Source organism: Pelagimonas sp. (genome assembly GCF_050633425.1).
Classification (GTDB): Bacteria; Pseudomonadota; Alphaproteobacteria; order Rhodobacterales; family Rhodobacteraceae; genus Pelagimonas.
The window spans coordinates 511,937-527,050 of record NZ_JBOEGM010000004.1; the positions used below are offsets into that span (position 1 = coordinate 511,937).

A 15,114-nucleotide genomic window follows, 5' to 3' on the forward strand; every position below is an offset into this window, starting at 1 on the left:
GACGGTTATCGATGTAACGGACAATAAATCAAGTGCGGTATCCATGGCGACGACTTTCAAAGTATTCTACCTCGGTACGGGGCCTGAAATCGACCCAGTCGAAGGCAACGCGACCGCCGAAAACGCCAGTGCGCTGGTCGGCAATACCTATGGCAGCATAGGCGACCCTCTCGTCAATCATATACAAACCTTGGCCCCAGCTGGCGCTGGGTACAGCGGCGGGGTGTTTGATGGGTATGATGATGATAACTTTGTCTCAAACGATCAGTTTTCAATTGACGGCGGGGCGGCGCAAACCTTTGACGGGATTACGGTTTATAACGCGACGATCACCTATACTGACGGCACAACGGATGCGATCACGGCAGTTTTGGTTCAAGACACGGCTGGCAAAATTTACCTGGCTCCTGAAATAAGCGCAAATACCGATCAAGCCGCACTCGAAGCGGGCCCAATCCGCTCTTTGACAATTGACAGTGTTCTGCTCGACACTGCGAATTTCGCTGCCAGCCGAGCCGATGGCAACTATGCTGTTTGCTTTACGCCAGGAACAGCGATCCTGACCCCGACCGGAGAGGTGCTGATTGATGATCTTTGTGTCGGCGATCTTGTCACCACTATGGACAACGGCCCACAACCGATCCGCTGGATTGGAAAAAAACATTTGGATCAGCCTGCGCTCTCGGCCAACCCAAATCTGCGCCCGATCTTGATCCGCAAACAATTGTTGGGCGCGAAACGCGACTTGCTGGTCTCTCCGCAACACGGCATGTTGCTGGGGCGTGACCACCTTGTACGCGCCAAGCATCTTGTCTCGGTCCCGAAATCACGTGTTCGCGTCGCCTGCGGGAAGCAATCCGTTACCTATATTCATCTGATGTTCGACGCTCATCAAATCATCTTTGCAGAAGGCGCGCCGTCGGAAAGCTATTTTCCAGGCGCAATGGCGCAGCGCATGATCGATCCAGTCGCTTTTTCCGAATTGAGGGCGATATTTCCGGAAGTGATCACAAGAAAACCCAACCCCAGTGTCATCCGGCAAAGCTACGGCGACACTGCGCGGACATTTCTGGCCGAAAAATCTGTTGCGGTTCATGCCAAGCAGTTTGCACATTCCATGGTCTGACTGGAGGGCGAGCAAGTCAAGCAAGCGACCAGGTACCAAAGCAACATTGCTATCGAAGACTTAACGCTTGCGGGCAGAACGCGTTGCCAAACATAGAGGCGATGCAAAAGGTTTTTGGTCGCGCTTTGATTGAACCTCGCTGTTTTGCCAGAGATTTTGCCAGAGATTTTGCCAGAGATTTTGCCAGAGATTTTGCCGGAGACTGTTGAGTTTGTATTTCTCCTCAGCTTCGATTGCGTGATGTATCCCAGTGCCGCGGACGATGGCGATCTTCTCGCGCTTGGTCGCGTGCCAAAGCCTGCGTGCGCCATAGACTGACCGGTTTCTCGTCCAAACGTCCTTCATATCTTCGCGCGGATACGCGTCTCGCTTGGCTCGACCCCATTCTCCGCCCGCTGCCTCCAACCTTCTGATAAATCGACAATATCGCTGCCGATCTGTCTGCATCGTCGCCCTGGTGATCCAAAACCTTCCGCACCGCTCTGCTGAGCAGGTCTGCTGGATAACGTGTGCCGTTCTTCTTCTTTGCCATAACCCTGTATCTTTACCTCTGGGACGCCGGCGAAAACCGGATCGGGCTGTAAATCCACATCTGACGCTGTCGGATATACGATCAGCGAGAAGGCACGTTTAATCCAAGGTGAAATCTGGGGCATCGTCATCAGATCGGCCAAATTAACGGCGTCATTGGAATTCATTTTGACGAAGTTCAACATATCTTCCGTAAGAAGAGCGACGTAGATCGCTTAGCTGTCCTCGACGCATTCAAATCCTGAATGAAACCTCATAAATGGCCCCTGATGTTGATTTTGATAAGGTCGTTCAACCAGCGAAATAGGTGGGTTTCCCTTTTGCACATGCGTTCCCGTTCTCGGGCATGCATACGGGTTAGTTTCCGCCGACGAACATCCGTTCGCGGGCGCCTTGCAGGTGTTTGAGCATGGCATCGTGGGCCCGGTCGGGTTCTCGTGCTTTGATCGCGTTGAAAATCTCTTCGTGCTCGGCTTCGACAAGGTCGTTGCGCAAGGGAGAGGCGCGTAGGGTCAAACTGCGTGACAGGTTCATCCCAAAGACGATTTGGCTGGCAATCGATTCCAGCGCCGCCAGATGGAACGGGTTTCCTGTGCTGCGTGCGATGGCAAGATGCACTTCCATATCGGCTTCGGTGCCGGTTTCTTGCATTTGGTAGGTTTTGTTGAAATGCGCGATTGCGGCGGCCAATTTATCAAGTTGTTCATCCGTGCGTCGCATCGCCGCCAAGCGGGCCAGAATGGGTTCGAAATCCATACGGAATTCATAGCACCGCTGGATGTCGGAGATTGAGCTGAGGGGGACAATGGAGCTGACGGAGCTTTCGGGGCGGCGTTGAACAAAGTTGCCCGACCCCTGTCGGGTTGCAACGATTCCGTCTTTGCGCAACTGGGCCAAAGCCTGACGCAAGACCGGCCGGGACACGCCACAAGCTTTTGCAAGCGCGTCTTCTGATGGCAGCCGCGTCGCAATTGGGTAGGTGCCGTCTATGATCTCTTGCAAAAGGCGATCATAGACTTGCTCGGAAAGACTGCGACTTTGGGATTGTCGGTCTTGCATCAAAATTGCTCCTATCGGGACTAAAGAGGATTGCCCGCTTTTTCGTAAACAGATGACATTAGGCGCAGTGTTTTCAGGTTGTCCAGCCTGTCGGTGGCAAAAGGAGCCCCGGTCCGCAAGCCGTTTGCGAACTCGCGCACGGCACCGGAAAAGCACGCTTGATAGTTGGCCTGCAGATCATGGATCGTGACCGGCTCGTTTCTTGAAAGCAAGCTGATCGTTTCGCGGTCCAGAACCAAAGTATCGGCCTCGCCCAGTACTTCCAGCCGATCCGTTGGCAGAGGTGGATAGCCAAGCGCCGAGATATTTGCGTCAATAACAATCAAAACACCATCTTCGCTGCGCAAGGTGATGACGGCGGCGTCTTCGCCGTTGAGAACGGGATTTATGCGATCCAGCGCGGCCGCCACAACTGTCATTTCGCCAAAGATCGAGCGCAAGGCGTCTAGATGGTGGATCAGAACCTCAAATACCAAAAGATGGGTAAACACGCCAAAATAGGGCTGCCGACCCAACAGAAACGGTGTTTTGTCCCCGTAGTCAAAGACGGAAGACGACCGCACGGTTAAACGGGCATGTCGGACCTTGCCAAGCTCGCCGTTTTGGATGCGGTTGCCGACTTCGGCATAATGCGGGCGGAACCGATAGTTTTCGTGAACCATAAAGCGCACGCGGTCGCCGACGTATTCGATCAGGGCCTCGGCCTCGGGAACTGTGGGGGTCATTGGCTTTTGGCACATGACGTCGATCCCCAAATCAGCGCAAAGGCGCACCAACGGGGCGTGGGTGTTGACCGGCGTTATGATATCCACCGCGTCTGGGCGTGTTTTGAGCAACATGGTTTCGGTGTCGGCGAACACGTTACGAATCCCAAATTCATCGGCCCGCGCCTGTGCGCGCTTTGGGTCAGGATCGCAGATCGCACAGAGCTCGATGCCGTCCTGTTCCCGCCAGCCTTTCAGGTGAAATTCCGAGATCGCGCCCGCTCCGGCAATCGCAATTTTTAGCGTTTTCATATGGTTAACCATCCATCGAAGTGTAGAAACTTTGGGAAAAATACACCTATTGACGTATTTTACAAGTTGCATTACGAATCTGATGAATTCAAGTTTGGGATCGAAAATGCGTACTAATTTGTCCGAAGGTGTTTTGTCTGAATCTGTTATGGCCGTGCCGCCGCTCGCGTTGGCGCAGGATGGGACGTTCGACGACGCTGCGAATAAGGCCATCATCCAGCATCTAGAAGCGGGCGGTGTGTCGACCATTCTGTATGGCGGCAACGCAATGGCCCAACATTGGCCGATGGCAAACTATGCCGATTGGCTGGATCGCCTGGCCGCACTTAGCGCGGATGGAACCTGGCTTTTGCCATCGATCGGGCCGGATGCGGGCAAAATGAAAGATCAAGCCAAGGTCCTTTCATCCCGGTCCTTTCCGGTGGCCCTGTTGTTGCCGGTTGTGGCGCCGATGACCCAACAAGGGGTCGCCGATGCGATCCGGCAGTTCCACGCCGAAGCGGGCGTTCAGGTTCTGGTTTATATCAAGACCGACAACTATCTGGCCGCAGACATTCTGGAGGCTCTCTTTCGTGAGGGCGCGGTGTTTGGCGTCAAATACGCCGTGCCGCGTACAGGGCAGGGGCGAGACAGCTATCTTGATCAGATTATTGCGGCTGTGGGTGTTGACCGGGTGATTTCCGGTTTTGGCGAGCCACCGGCCGTGCGCCACATGCTTGACTATGCATTACCAGGCTACACGGCGGGCTGTGTCTGCATTGCCCCGGCCCTGTCCACGGCGCTGCTGACCGCGTTGCGGCTTAAGCGCGAGGGCGAGGCCAAACGGCTGTTAGAGCCCTTTGCCGATCTGGAAAACCTGCGCAACGAGATCAGCGAAATTCGGGTGTTGCACGAAGCCGTCGCCCTGTCGGGTCTGGCGGATACAGGGCCGATCCAACTGCCCGCTCATGGTTTGACCGACGAGCAGAGAGCCCGGGTCGCCGACGCTGCATCAAAACTAATGAACGTGGAACAGGAGTTCGCCAAGTCGCGCAAGCTCTGACGCCAATTCTGTGGACACAATGGGAGGAAACACAATGTCCAAATCCATCAAGGTAAATCGTCGCTCAGTCTTGGCTGGCTCAGCCGCACTTGGGGCCGCCGCTGTATTGCCGGGCGCGGTGTTCGCGGCGGGCTATCCGAGCCGCCCTGTAACTGTGGTTGTGCCATGGGGTGCCGGGGGCGGTACGGATGCAACAGGTCGCATGATCGCGGCGTTGCTTGAAAAGAAACTGGGCGGCAGCTTCAACGTTGTGAACCGCACCGGAGGATCCGGCGTTGTAGGGCATTCGGCCATCGCGAACGCAAAGCCGGACGGCTATACCATCGGTCTGGTCACGGTTGAGATCACGATGATGCACCATGTCGGGCTGACTGACCTCACGGCAGAAGACTATACGCCGCTGGGTCTGATGAACGCCGACAGTCCGGGTGTGACCGTGTCGTCCAAGAGTGATTACCAAGACATCGCGAGCCTTGCCGAAGCGATCAAGGCTTCGGAGCCGGGCACATTCAAAGCGTCGGGAACCGGGCAGGGCGGCATCTGGCATCTGGCGTTGATCGGTTGGCTGCTTTCGATGGGTTTGGCACCTAACCACGTCACTTGGGTGCCATCCGAGGGGGCCGCGCCTGCGCTGCAGGATTTGGTTGCCGGTGGCATCGATCTGGTCACCGTGTCCTTGGCAGAAACCAAAGCCATGGTTGACGCTGGCCGTGCCGTAAACCTGGGGTTGATGGCGGACGAGCGTGTTGGCTCTCATCCTGATGTGCCGACGCTCAAGGAAGCAGGCGAAGAATTCTCGCTTGCAACATGGCGGGGTGTTTGCGGACCCAAAGACATGGATGCGGCTGCTGCTGCTGCTGTTTCCGCGGCGTTGTCCGAAATTTCGACCGATCCCGAATTTGTCGAGTTCATGAACGGCCGTGGTTTCGGCATCAAGTATCTGGCCCCTGATGCGCATGCGCAAATGATGGCGCAAACGGATTCCGTGATGGCTGACGCGCTTGCGGCCGCGGGGCTGGCAAAAGGGTAATCCCTTGAGTGCAGAAAACTGTGGCGGGGCGCAGCTTGGTGCATCCCGCCCAGACGTTGAGGGATAATAATGACACTCCGTGATACAATATTTGGCGCGCTTTTCATCTTGCTGGGCGGGTTTTTTATGATTCAGGCCGCCGGGTTTCCGACCTTTCCGGGGCAACCCTATGGCGCGTCGCTGCTGCCCAATATTCTTGGCGGTGCCTTTGTGATTTGCGGTACGCTGCTGATCCTGCGCGATCTTCCAAAGGGCCGCGGAAACTGGGTTCTTATTGGCGCGGAACTCAGAACCAAGCCCGGAGCGGTTGCGGCGCTTTTTGTGGTTGGAACGGCGCTGTCTCATATCCTTTTGGGGCCCATCGTGGGTTTTTTGCCAGTCTGTTTGGTTAGTCTTATGACGCTGTTCATGTGGTTCGGGATGTCGTTGGTCTCCAGCCTTTTGATCGCGTTGGCAGGCACTGCACTGTGTTGGATTATGTTCGCCATGGTTCTCGAAGTGCCGCTTCCGCGCGGCGTGTTTGAGGGGGTGCTTTAGATGGTCTCTCTCGACGTGTTGGCCCAAGCCGCGGCCCTAGCTTTCTCATTCGAAACGCTGATTGTGGTGCTATGCGCCGGGGCGTTCGGCATGTTTGTGGGGGCCATGCCGGGCCTGACCGCAACAATGGCGACGGCCCTGTTGGTTCCGGTGACCTTCTTCATGGATCCCATCCCGGCGATTTCCGCCATTGTGACGGCCAGCGGTATGGCGATCTTTGCCGGAGATATTCCCGGCGCCTTGTTGCGGATGCCGGGAACGCCCGCCTCGGCGGCCTATGTCGAGGACAGCCACAAGCTGGCGCTCGCCGGAAAATTGAACCTGAGCCTTGGGACCAGCCTGTTGGTGTCGGCCATTGGCGGGTTGTTTGGCGTGCTTGTCTTGATCATTGCGGCCCCCGTGCTGGCGGAATTTGCGCTGCAATTCACCTCATTTGAATATTTCTGGCTTGTGCTTCTGGGCCTGTCCTGCGCGATCTTCATAAGTTCAAGCGATCCGCTGAAGGCCGCTTTGGCGCTGTTGCTTGGCTTGGCGCTGTCGACGGTAGGTCTTGACCCGGCCTCGGGCACGCCGCGCTTTACCTTCGGCAACATCAACCTGCTGGCCGGCGTTGAATTCGTGCCCGCCATGATTGGATTGTTCGCAATGGGTGAAATCTTGCGCGGTGCCATTCGTATGAACAGCACGGCCCCTTTGCCTCAGGTTCCGCCAACCAAGGGGCCTTTGTTTGCTGGGTTGGGGGCGCTGATCAAAAAGCATCCTTGGAATATTTTGCGCAGCTCGACCTTGGGAACATTGGTCGGATCATTGCCGGGCGCAGGGGCCGATATCGCGGCGTGGATGGCCTATGCCGTATCAAAACGGTTCTCAAAGAATTCCGACCGCTACGGCGAGGGCGAGGTAGAAGGGCTGGTCGATGCGTCGGCCGCCAACAACGCGGCTGTCGGCGGATCGTGGATTCCGGCTTTGGTGTTTGGAATTCCCGGCGACAGCGTGACGGCCATCGTGATCGGTGTGCTTTACATGAAGGGGATCAACCCCGGGCCGACCGTGTTCCTGCAAACCCCGCACATTATTTATGCCGTATTCATGATCTTCCTGCTGGCGGTGGTCTGCATGGTGCCCCTGGGATGGATGACGGTGAAACTGGCCCGATACCTGTTGATCGTTCCGCGGCGCGTTCTCCTGCCTTTGATCCTGACGTTTTGCATCGTGGGATCGTTCGCCTTGACGAACTCGGGCTATGGAATCGCCCTTATGTTGGTGATCGGCCTATTGGGGTGGGTTCTGGAGGACAACGGCTTTCCGATCGCGCCGATCATTCTGGGGCTTGTTCTCGGGGGCATGCTTGAACGCACTTTCCTGACCTCAATGATCAAGTCCGGGGGGGCCTTTTCGGGGTTCTTTGATCGCCCGATAGCATCGGTCCTTGGGGTGATTGTGCTGCTGGTCTGGGCCAGTGTTCTTGGAAAGCTAGTTTGGCGAAAGGCGTCTCAAGGACGCGGTGTTGCGTCGCGTGAAACCCCTGAGGAGAGTTAACATAGGGTATTCTCTAAGTGGGCGGCAGTTGATTGCCGGCAAGTGGATTGCAGGTGAAACCACGTTTCAATCGGCCCCGGCGCAAGGTCCGGCGTATGAATTTGCCGATGGCACGGCTGCATTGGTCGATCAGGCCTGCGAAGTGGCCGAGGATGCGTTTGGACATTTGGATACATGCCCCGCGAAACCCGCGCCGCGTTCCTAGACCAAATCGCCGATCAGATCGAGGCGCGCACCAGTCACATCACCCGGATCGGATCCGCCGAAACAGGCCTGCCGAGGCGCGGCTTTTGGCAGAGCCGGGGGGCGGACAATCGGCCAGTTGCGGTTGTTTGCATTCCATATTCCCGCTGGAGAGTATTTAGATCGTCGTTAAGATCCGGCGCTTCCAGATCACGCACCGCTGCCGCGTCCCGAGTTGTGTATGGTGCAACGCTCCATCGAGCCGGTTGCCCTGTTGTTGTTAAAGGGCATTCGGTGCATCCGTGCACCGCTGATATCGTTGTGAAGATTTCCGGCAAGACGCTCTGGCTCTGGCGCGCTGTTGATCAACACGGCGTCGTTCTGGACGAGATGCCCCAATCCCGGCGGGACAAACCGGCCGCTAAAAAGGTTTCATCGCAAGGTCTTGAAACGTGTGGGTCTCTTCCCGAGCGGATAAACACGGACAAGCTTTGCTCATACGGTACGGCCAAGCGCGATCTTATGCCTTGGCTGGATCACTGGTCGCACAAGTGGCTCAAAAATCGCGACGAAAACAGCCATTTGCCGGTCCCAAAGCGGGAACGTGTGATGCAGATTATCGCTCTCAGGGCGGCCTGCAATGCTTCGCGCCCATCCATTCCGCAGTCCGCAATTGTCTCTCTGTTCCAGCTCGCGGATGTGCCGCCTTGACCTTTCTCTACCACGGGATGGAAGCTCTCCTCGCGTGGAAACGAGTGAGCAGCATCGCCTAAGATCGTCACCTACCAGCCTTGACTGCCGCCCCTTCAGTCAATGTGACAACAGCTAGGGGGCTGTCTGTGGGCATACAGAAATCTAGAATAAAGATTCAAGAATTGTTTCGTAAGCTATTGTTTTCGTGCGTAGATCTTCTCTTTCCTCATTCCCAATGACTTGTAGCCTGTTGATTTTGATAAGGTGATTCACCTAGCGAAACCGGTGGTTCTCACTTTTGCGCAACAACTGCATTTCTCCGGCAGGAAATCGGCGTTTTGGCCCAGCCTAGGTGGCACTTGCGACCGATTAAAGGCTGCGTTTTGGTACGGGAAGAGCGCCGATTACAGCCTTGGCGCTGTTGGTCCAGAACGTCTTGAGCGGTCTCTCCCAATAATTTACGATCGCCAGACTGAGCAGGATCATCGCGCCGATGGTCACCGGTATCACGACGTATTTGTTTTGCTCTGTTGCCACGCCCGCCAAGACAAGGCCGCCTATTTCTGAATGCAACAGGTACAGCGGATAGGTCATCAGGCCGATTTTTCTGGAGTATGGCAGCTTGATGTCTCCAAGCCGGGACGTCGAGAAAATCAGGAAGGTTAGATAGAAAACGGTGTAGATCGCAACAATGACCCAAGGCGATATCGTGAACGTATCGGCAATGCCTCTGGCAGTCCCTTTTTCAATAGCGACATAGGTTGAAAAAACATAAGCGGCGATGAGGAAGATGATACGTGCGGTGGAAAACCCGTGTCTCATGACAATCGAGAACAAGCCGCCCGCTGCGAAGAGTGCGAAATAATAGCTGAAAATCAGCAAGCTATGACCCGTGAAATAGGCGACTATTATTCCGGCTAGCCATATCTTTGTGAGGGTTTCGAAATGTTTGATTTGCCCTAAGAGAATGATCAGAAAGACCAGAATATAAAAGATGATCTCGAAGGCGAGGGTCCAGTAAGCACCGTCCATAGGCCGAAAGCCGATATGAGCGGGCACCATTGTCAGGTTTGCGATATACCGAAAGACATCAGGTTTTCCGCCGTCGGTGCTTAGCAGAAATATTGCGATGGTGGTGAGCGTCATACACAGAAGGAATGTCGGCCAAAGTCTGACAAAACGGGCGATGGCGAAATCGCTGGCTGATTTTCCCTCTGCGGAAATGCTGATGACAAATCCGCTGATCAGGAAGAAAAAATCGACGCCAAGGAAACCGTATGCCGCCGAAGCGGTCACAAATGGAATTGGCTGAAGATTGCTCAATGTTCCGTTGCTGATATCCAACGCGGTATAGTGGAAAAAAACCACGGACAGGGCTGCCAGGAAACGACCGTAGTCGAGCCATTCAAACGCACGTTGTTGCTTCATATGCAGCGATACTATTCCTAGAAACTTACATATTCGACTAAACCAAACATTGGTTGTTGCTGCAATGGCAGAATGATCGTTCGGCCCTGTCATCTCCTCCGCCATTCTTCCAAAGGACGCGAACCTCACTCCTCAAAGGTTGCAACAAGGTCATGCGTCGAAATCCAAATGGAAAGTACAGGCTGGCCGTGGGGCGGGCTATGAGGCCACGATCAGGCCCAGGATGTACGTATCCGTTTCTATCGACATGGCTGTCAAAGCTGGTATTTGGGTAGTCCCATTAGGAGTTTTACATGACCGGTCAAAAAGTTCTTGTCGCGGGTGGTGGTATTGGTGGCCTGACGCTTGCGCTGACACTCCATCAGATTGGCGTCGAATGCGTTGTTTTCGAATCCGTTCGCGAACTGAAACCGCTGGGTGTTGGTATCAATTTACAGCCCAACGCTGTGCGAGAGCTGTTTGATCTGGGGTTTAGCGCCGCAGAGCTTGATCAGTTTGGGGTTCCGTCCAAGGAATGGGCGTTGGTCGGTCAGAACGGCCAAGAGATATACTCTGAAAGCCGTGGTGAATTGGCGGGATACAACTGGCCTCAATACGGGGTTCATAGGGGTGAATTCCACATGGCGCTCCTACGCAAGTTCGTGGAACAGGCCGGCCCCGACGCCATTCGCCAAGGCCATCGGGCCAAGGGGTACGAGATCAACAAAGACGGTGGCGTGACGCTTGTCCTTGAAAAGGACGGTCAGGAACTGCGCGAAACTGGTGCGGTGCTGATCGGGGCAGACGGTATCCATTCGGCCATTCGCGCGCAAATGCATCCCGACCAGCCTCCCATTCATTGGGGCGGTGCGGTGATGTGGCGTGGTACGTCTTGGGCAAAACCGGCGCGCACTGGGTCATCCTTTATCGGGCTTGGGACACATGCGCATCGCATGGTTGTTTATCCGATTTCACATCCTGATCCTGACACCGGGCTGGCGTTGATCAATTGGATCGCCGAGGTGACCTATGATGACCCCTCTGCGCATGAAAACATAGGTTGGTTTCGGCAGGTCGGGCTTGAAGATTTCATTCACCATTTCGAAGACTGGACCTTTGATTGGCTTGATGTGCCCGAGCTGATCCGTGGGGCGGATATGGCCTATGAGAACCCTATGATTGACCGCGATCCCGTCCCCACTTGGGTCGATGGGCCGGTTGTTTTGATGGGTGACGCGGCGCACGCCATGTATCCGACCGGGTCTAATGGTGCGAGCCAAGCCATTATTGATGCAAGAACCTTGGGCGCGAAATTTTTGGAGCAGGGTGTCGGATCAGAGGCACTTGCCGCCTTTGACGATGAACTCTGCGAGCCTGTGTCGGCTCTGATCCTGCGCAACCGTGGGGCGGGCCCCTTTGGCTTGCTCAATATGGTCAATGACCGTTGTGGCGGTGACTTTGATGATATCGAGCAGATCATCCCGCAAGACGAGCGCAATGAATTTATGGCCAAATACAAGGCTGCGGCAGGTTTCGCACGCGACACCCTTAACGCAGCTGCGCCGACCATTGCGCCGGGGGCAAAAGTCTCTGGTTAGATTGAGTTTGCCAGTGCCGCGGGGCGGATTTTGCCCCAAGGCGTTGCAAGAGGCACCTCACCTTGCGTGCAAACAAGGTGCGCACCCCGTGTCCTAAGGAATGTTAGGTGGGGTCAAGCGGTGCTTGGCCCGCTGACACAGGCATTTTGCTGACCAACCAATCGCGAAAATCCACGGCTGCTGGTTTGTCCTTGTTTATCGACATGTAATAGCCCTCATGGCCCGGTATCGAAGCGGGATGCGCGCGCGCCACAAGCCCGGTTTGCAAGGCGTGATCGGCAAGCAATTCACTGACGAGGGCGACGCCACTGCCATGCGCAGCAAGGTGCAAGGCCATGCCATAGGTGTCCGTGTACAAGGACGGGCTGGGCGTGCCTCCAACCGTCTTGGCCCAAGATTGCCACCCGCTTGAAGTTCCCACAGCTTCAATCAATGGCAAGTCATGCAGCTCGCCCTTAAGAGCGGGTGATTTCAATGGAATAAGCCGGTTTGGCATCAGTGGCTCGGCGTCGCTCCCGGCCTGTTTGGCGGATCCGAAACGAATTTCCACATCGGCACGGGCCGAGTGGAAATCATCAGGCCAGATCGCACTGAGAATTCTCACGCGGAGGGTTGGGAACCGCGCTGTGAACTCGGGCAATCGTGGGGCGATAATCCAATGGGCGACGCTCACGGATGTTGCGATTGTCAGCAGGTTCTTTGCCGGCCCGGTGTCCACGACGTCCAGTGCCGAGGTCAGGGCCTGAAGCGGTGCCTCGACTTCCGGCAACAGTCGACGACCGGCGTCGGTTAGCGCCAAGCCCCTCGCATGACGCATAAAAAGAGCCGCCCCAAGCCGCGTCTCAAGCGATTTGACCTGTTGGCTGACAGCCGATTGCGTAAGGCTCATTTCCTCAGCAGCGGCGGTGAAACTCAGGTGTCGTGCTGCGGCCTCAAAGGATCGCAGCCAGCCGAGCGGAGGAAGTGATTTTGCCATGGGTCAATCCAGCTATTAGTCTTTCTAATAGCTAAGCGCATAATTCATTCGTTTGTCAAAAATTTCCCCGCTTTTTAACGTCTCTTACAGCGAATAGGAGAATGGAATGAATCCTGAAATCAGGAAGATCGTAACCTATGATGAAGAGGTCTTTATCGAAGGGTTTCGCGCCGCTGGTACACCATGGCGCATGTTTGCGGTTGCGGCTGTTGTGCGCAATCCTTGGGCCGGTCGCTTTGTCGAAGATCTCTCGCCCGAGATCCGCGCCTATGGTCCCGTCCTTGGTGAAATGATGACCGAGCGAATGATCGCACTCGCCGGGAGTGGTGCCGCGATTGAGGCTTATGGCAAAGCCGCTGTGGTCGGTCTGGATGGCGAGATCGAGCACGCGTCTGGGCTGATACACACGCTGCGGTTCGGCAATTTCTACCGCGAGGCTGTCGAGGCCAAATCCTATCTTGCCTTTACGAACACACGTGGCCCGGCCAACGCGCCAATCATGGTCCCGCTGATGGACAAGAATGATGCGGGACGGCGGTCGCATTATTTGACCATTCAGTTTTCAATTCCCGACGCACCGCGTGATGACGAAGTTGTTGTCGTGCTGGGGGCTGCGACGTCAGGGCGGCCGCATCACCGGATTGGGGATCGTTATCAGGATTTGAAAGATTTGGGCCATGACCTCGACAACCCTGCCTCGGTCTGAGCTTGCGGGCCTCTCGGCGATCGAGGTCGGTGCGGGACGCCCGGTGCTTCTATTGCACGGCGTTGGATTGCAAGCCGAGGCATGGGGCGCGCAGATCGAGATGCTGTCAGGCGGCTATCATGTGATCGCGCCCGACATGCCCGGTCACGGCCAAAGCGCTGGCCTGTCCGGGCAGGCGACATTGGATGACTTCGTTCAGGCCTATATACCTGTTTTGAAATCGCTATCCGAGCCTGCTCTGGTGGTGGGGCATTCAATGGGGGCGATGATCGCGTTTGAGCTTGCCCATCGCGCCGCGGAAAATGTCGTGGGGGTGGTCGCGCTCAATGCGATTTTCAAACGCAGCCCCGAGGCTGCTGCTGCGGTGCAAGCGCGTGCAAATGCGCTTGACGGGATCACCGTGCCCAGCCCAACACCGACACTTGCGCGCTGGTTCGATACGTCCGAGTCCCCCGAAAGACGCGCCTGCGATAGCTGGCTTCGGGCGGTTGATCCTGCGGCCTACAAACAGGCGTACACGGCGTTTGCCAATGGCGATGGTCCCAAGAGGGAGGCTTTGGCAACTTTGGCGTGCCCTGCGCTTTTCGCAACAGGTGCTCTTGAACCGAACTCAACCCCGGCCATGTCGCAGGCCATGGCCGAGCTGGCCCCGTTTGGGCGCGCTCTGATTATTGAGGGCGCGGCCCATATGATGCCGATGACCCACGCGCCCGCTGTGAACGACGCGCTTTTGGGGTTGGCCCAGGAGGTTTGGCCATGATGGACCTTGATCCACGCGCGCTACGTACTGCTTTTGGCAGTTACATGACGGGCGTTACCGTCGTGACCAGCACAGCTTCGGATGGAACACCGGTGGGGTTTACGGCGAATTCGTTTTCGTCGGTCTCGCTCGATCCGCCGCTCCTGCTGGTTTGCCCGGGCAATTTTCTCTCGACTTACGATGTTTTTGCCAATTGCTCTCAGTTTGCTGTCAACATCCTGTCCGAAGGCCAAGAGGACGTGGCCAATACTTTCGCCAGCTTTAAGGGCGACCGTTTTGCGCGTGTTCCTCACCGCAAAGACGCCTTGGGCAACCTGTTGATTGACGGCGCGCTTACACAGTTTTCCTGCAAAACGCATCGCGCGATTGACGCCGGGGATCATTCGATCCTGATCGGCGAGGTCCAAGATCTGACCCAAAACGCCGGGCGCGGCCTTGGGTATGCTGGCGGGCAGTTCTTCAGCCTTGGATTGGAGCGTGCCGCGCTTGAACACACAGGGAGCGCGGCTCTTGGCGGGGCTATCATAACCGCTGGCGACAACGTCCTGCTTGAGAGAACCGAAACAGGGTTTCGTCCACCGCAGATCATCACCGATGATCGGGGCGACCTGCGGCAGAGCCTCGCTACTGGATTGGAAGAGAGGGGCCTGCCAGTCACGCTTGGCCCGGCTTATTCTGTGTTTGATGCAGGCAAAACGCATTGTTCTTACTTCCTCGCGACGGCAAGCGCCGCTGGCTCGGGGGCCATGAAGGCTTATCCAATCCACGATATTCCCGAGCTAAAATTCGTCTCACAACCCATCACTGACATGATGAACCGCTTCGCCCTTGAAGCGAAAACCCGCAGCTTTGGCCTCTATGTCGGGGATTCGCAGCGTGGCGATGTTCACCTTTTTCCTGAAAGGACCTGA

15 protein-coding genes and 1 pseudogene are annotated in these 15,114 nt (G+C 56.1%); 11 read left to right on the forward strand and 5 right to left on the reverse strand.

The features are described from left to right. The first annotated feature begins 43 nt into the window (after positions 1 to 43). The gene (locus ACRBB0_RS04425; RefSeq protein WP_431373186.1) at positions 44 to 1,126 is read left to right on the forward strand and encodes a Hint domain-containing protein; all 1,083 of its coding nucleotides are present in this window, start codon (positions 44 to 46) and stop codon (positions 1,124 to 1,126) included. Positions 1,127 to 1,467: 341 nt separating this feature from the next. Here the strand turns inward: ACRBB0_RS04425 and ACRBB0_RS04430 are convergent, their stop codons facing one another. The 3 genes from ACRBB0_RS04430 to ACRBB0_RS04440 all read right to left on the reverse strand — a co-directional run bounded on the left by ACRBB0_RS04430 (position 1,468) and on the right by ACRBB0_RS04440 (position 3,732). Next, positions 1,468 to 1,839 (reverse strand): hypothetical protein, encoded by a 372-nt coding sequence (locus tag ACRBB0_RS04430; RefSeq protein WP_431373187.1) that lies wholly within the window; start codon positions 1,837 to 1,839, stop codon positions 1,468 to 1,470. A gap of 175 nt (positions 1,840 to 2,014) precedes the next feature. Continuing rightward, positions 2,015 to 2,716 (reverse strand): FadR/GntR family transcriptional regulator, encoded by a 702-nt coding sequence (locus ACRBB0_RS04435; RefSeq protein ID WP_431373188.1) that lies wholly within the window; start codon positions 2,714 to 2,716, stop codon positions 2,015 to 2,017. 20 nt (positions 2,717 to 2,736) lie between these two features. Further along, a complete protein-coding gene (locus tag ACRBB0_RS04440; protein ID WP_431373189.1) occupies positions 2,737 to 3,732 on the reverse strand; it encodes a Gfo/Idh/MocA family protein in 996 nt (331 codons plus the stop codon). A 106-nt stretch (positions 3,733 to 3,838) separates the two neighbouring features. Between ACRBB0_RS04440 and ACRBB0_RS04445 the strand changes: the two genes are divergently transcribed. From ACRBB0_RS04445 to ACRBB0_RS04470, 6 genes and pseudogenes are all read left to right on the forward strand, one after another. Then, complete coding sequence (locus ACRBB0_RS04445; protein WP_431373190.1) at positions 3,839 to 4,774, forward strand: dihydrodipicolinate synthase family protein; 936 nt, start codon at positions 3,839 to 3,841, stop codon at positions 4,772 to 4,774. A gap of 34 nt (positions 4,775 to 4,808) precedes the next feature. After that, positions 4,809 to 5,804 carry a tripartite tricarboxylate transporter substrate binding protein gene (locus tag ACRBB0_RS04450; RefSeq protein WP_431373191.1) on the forward strand — a complete coding sequence of 332 codons (996 nt, stop codon included), beginning with the start codon at positions 4,809 to 4,811 and terminating at the stop codon, positions 5,802 to 5,804. Positions 5,805 to 5,873: 69 nt separating this feature from the next. After that, positions 5,874 to 6,341 carry a tripartite tricarboxylate transporter TctB family protein gene (locus ACRBB0_RS04455; protein WP_431373192.1) on the forward strand — a complete coding sequence of 156 codons (468 nt, stop codon included), beginning with the start codon at positions 5,874 to 5,876 and terminating at the stop codon, positions 6,339 to 6,341. Continuing rightward, the gene (locus ACRBB0_RS04460) at positions 6,342 to 7,880 is read left to right on the forward strand and encodes a tripartite tricarboxylate transporter permease (protein ID WP_431373193.1); all 1,539 of its coding nucleotides are present in this window, start codon (positions 6,342 to 6,344) and stop codon (positions 7,878 to 7,880) included. Position 7,881: 1 nt separating this feature from the next. Beyond that, positions 7,882 to 8,316: pseudogene (locus ACRBB0_RS04465) on the forward strand (aldehyde dehydrogenase family protein); the annotation flags it as partial. Positions 8,317 to 8,384: 68 nt separating this feature from the next. Further along, positions 8,385 to 8,774 (forward strand): DDE-type integrase/transposase/recombinase, encoded by a 390-nt coding sequence (locus ACRBB0_RS04470; RefSeq protein ID WP_431373194.1) that lies wholly within the window; start codon positions 8,385 to 8,387, stop codon positions 8,772 to 8,774. A gap of 351 nt (positions 8,775 to 9,125) precedes the next feature. Here ACRBB0_RS04470 and ACRBB0_RS04475 read toward each other — a convergent pair whose 3' ends face one another. After that, positions 9,126 to 10,289 carry an acyltransferase family protein gene (locus tag ACRBB0_RS04475; protein ID WP_431373195.1) on the reverse strand — a complete coding sequence of 388 codons (1,164 nt, stop codon included), beginning with the start codon at positions 10,287 to 10,289 and terminating at the stop codon, positions 9,126 to 9,128. 188 nt (positions 10,290 to 10,477) lie between these two features. Here ACRBB0_RS04475 and ACRBB0_RS04480 point away from each other — a divergent pair, with 188 nt between their 5' ends. Next, positions 10,478 to 11,761 carry a flavin-dependent oxidoreductase gene (locus ACRBB0_RS04480; RefSeq protein WP_431373196.1) on the forward strand — a complete coding sequence of 428 codons (1,284 nt, stop codon included), beginning with the start codon at positions 10,478 to 10,480 and terminating at the stop codon, positions 11,759 to 11,761. A gap of 103 nt (positions 11,762 to 11,864) precedes the next feature. On the opposite strand, the gene ACRBB0_RS04485 is transcribed toward ACRBB0_RS04480, so the two are convergent. Then, a complete protein-coding gene (locus tag ACRBB0_RS04485; protein ID WP_431373197.1) occupies positions 11,865 to 12,737 on the reverse strand; it encodes a LysR family transcriptional regulator in 873 nt (290 codons plus the stop codon). A gap of 106 nt (positions 12,738 to 12,843) precedes the next feature. On the opposite strand from ACRBB0_RS04485, the gene ACRBB0_RS04490 reads away from it, so the two are divergent. Genes ACRBB0_RS04490 through ACRBB0_RS04500 form a run of 3 tightly spaced genes read left to right on the forward strand, consistent with a single transcriptional unit; the run spans position 12,844 to position 15,114 of the window. Next, positions 12,844 to 13,443, forward strand: a complete 600-nt coding sequence (locus ACRBB0_RS04490; RefSeq protein ID WP_431373198.1) for an amino acid synthesis family protein — start codon at positions 12,844 to 12,846, stop codon at positions 13,441 to 13,443. Then, positions 13,415 to 14,203 carry an alpha/beta fold hydrolase gene (locus ACRBB0_RS04495; RefSeq protein WP_431373199.1) on the forward strand — a complete coding sequence of 263 codons (789 nt, stop codon included), beginning with the start codon at positions 13,415 to 13,417 and terminating at the stop codon, positions 14,201 to 14,203. The genes ACRBB0_RS04490 and ACRBB0_RS04495 overlap by 29 nt, the downstream gene beginning before the upstream one ends. Beyond that, complete coding sequence (locus ACRBB0_RS04500) at positions 14,200 to 15,114, forward strand: flavin reductase family protein (protein WP_431373200.1); 915 nt, start codon at positions 14,200 to 14,202, stop codon at positions 15,112 to 15,114. Before ACRBB0_RS04495 ends, ACRBB0_RS04500 begins: the two co-directional genes overlap by 4 nt.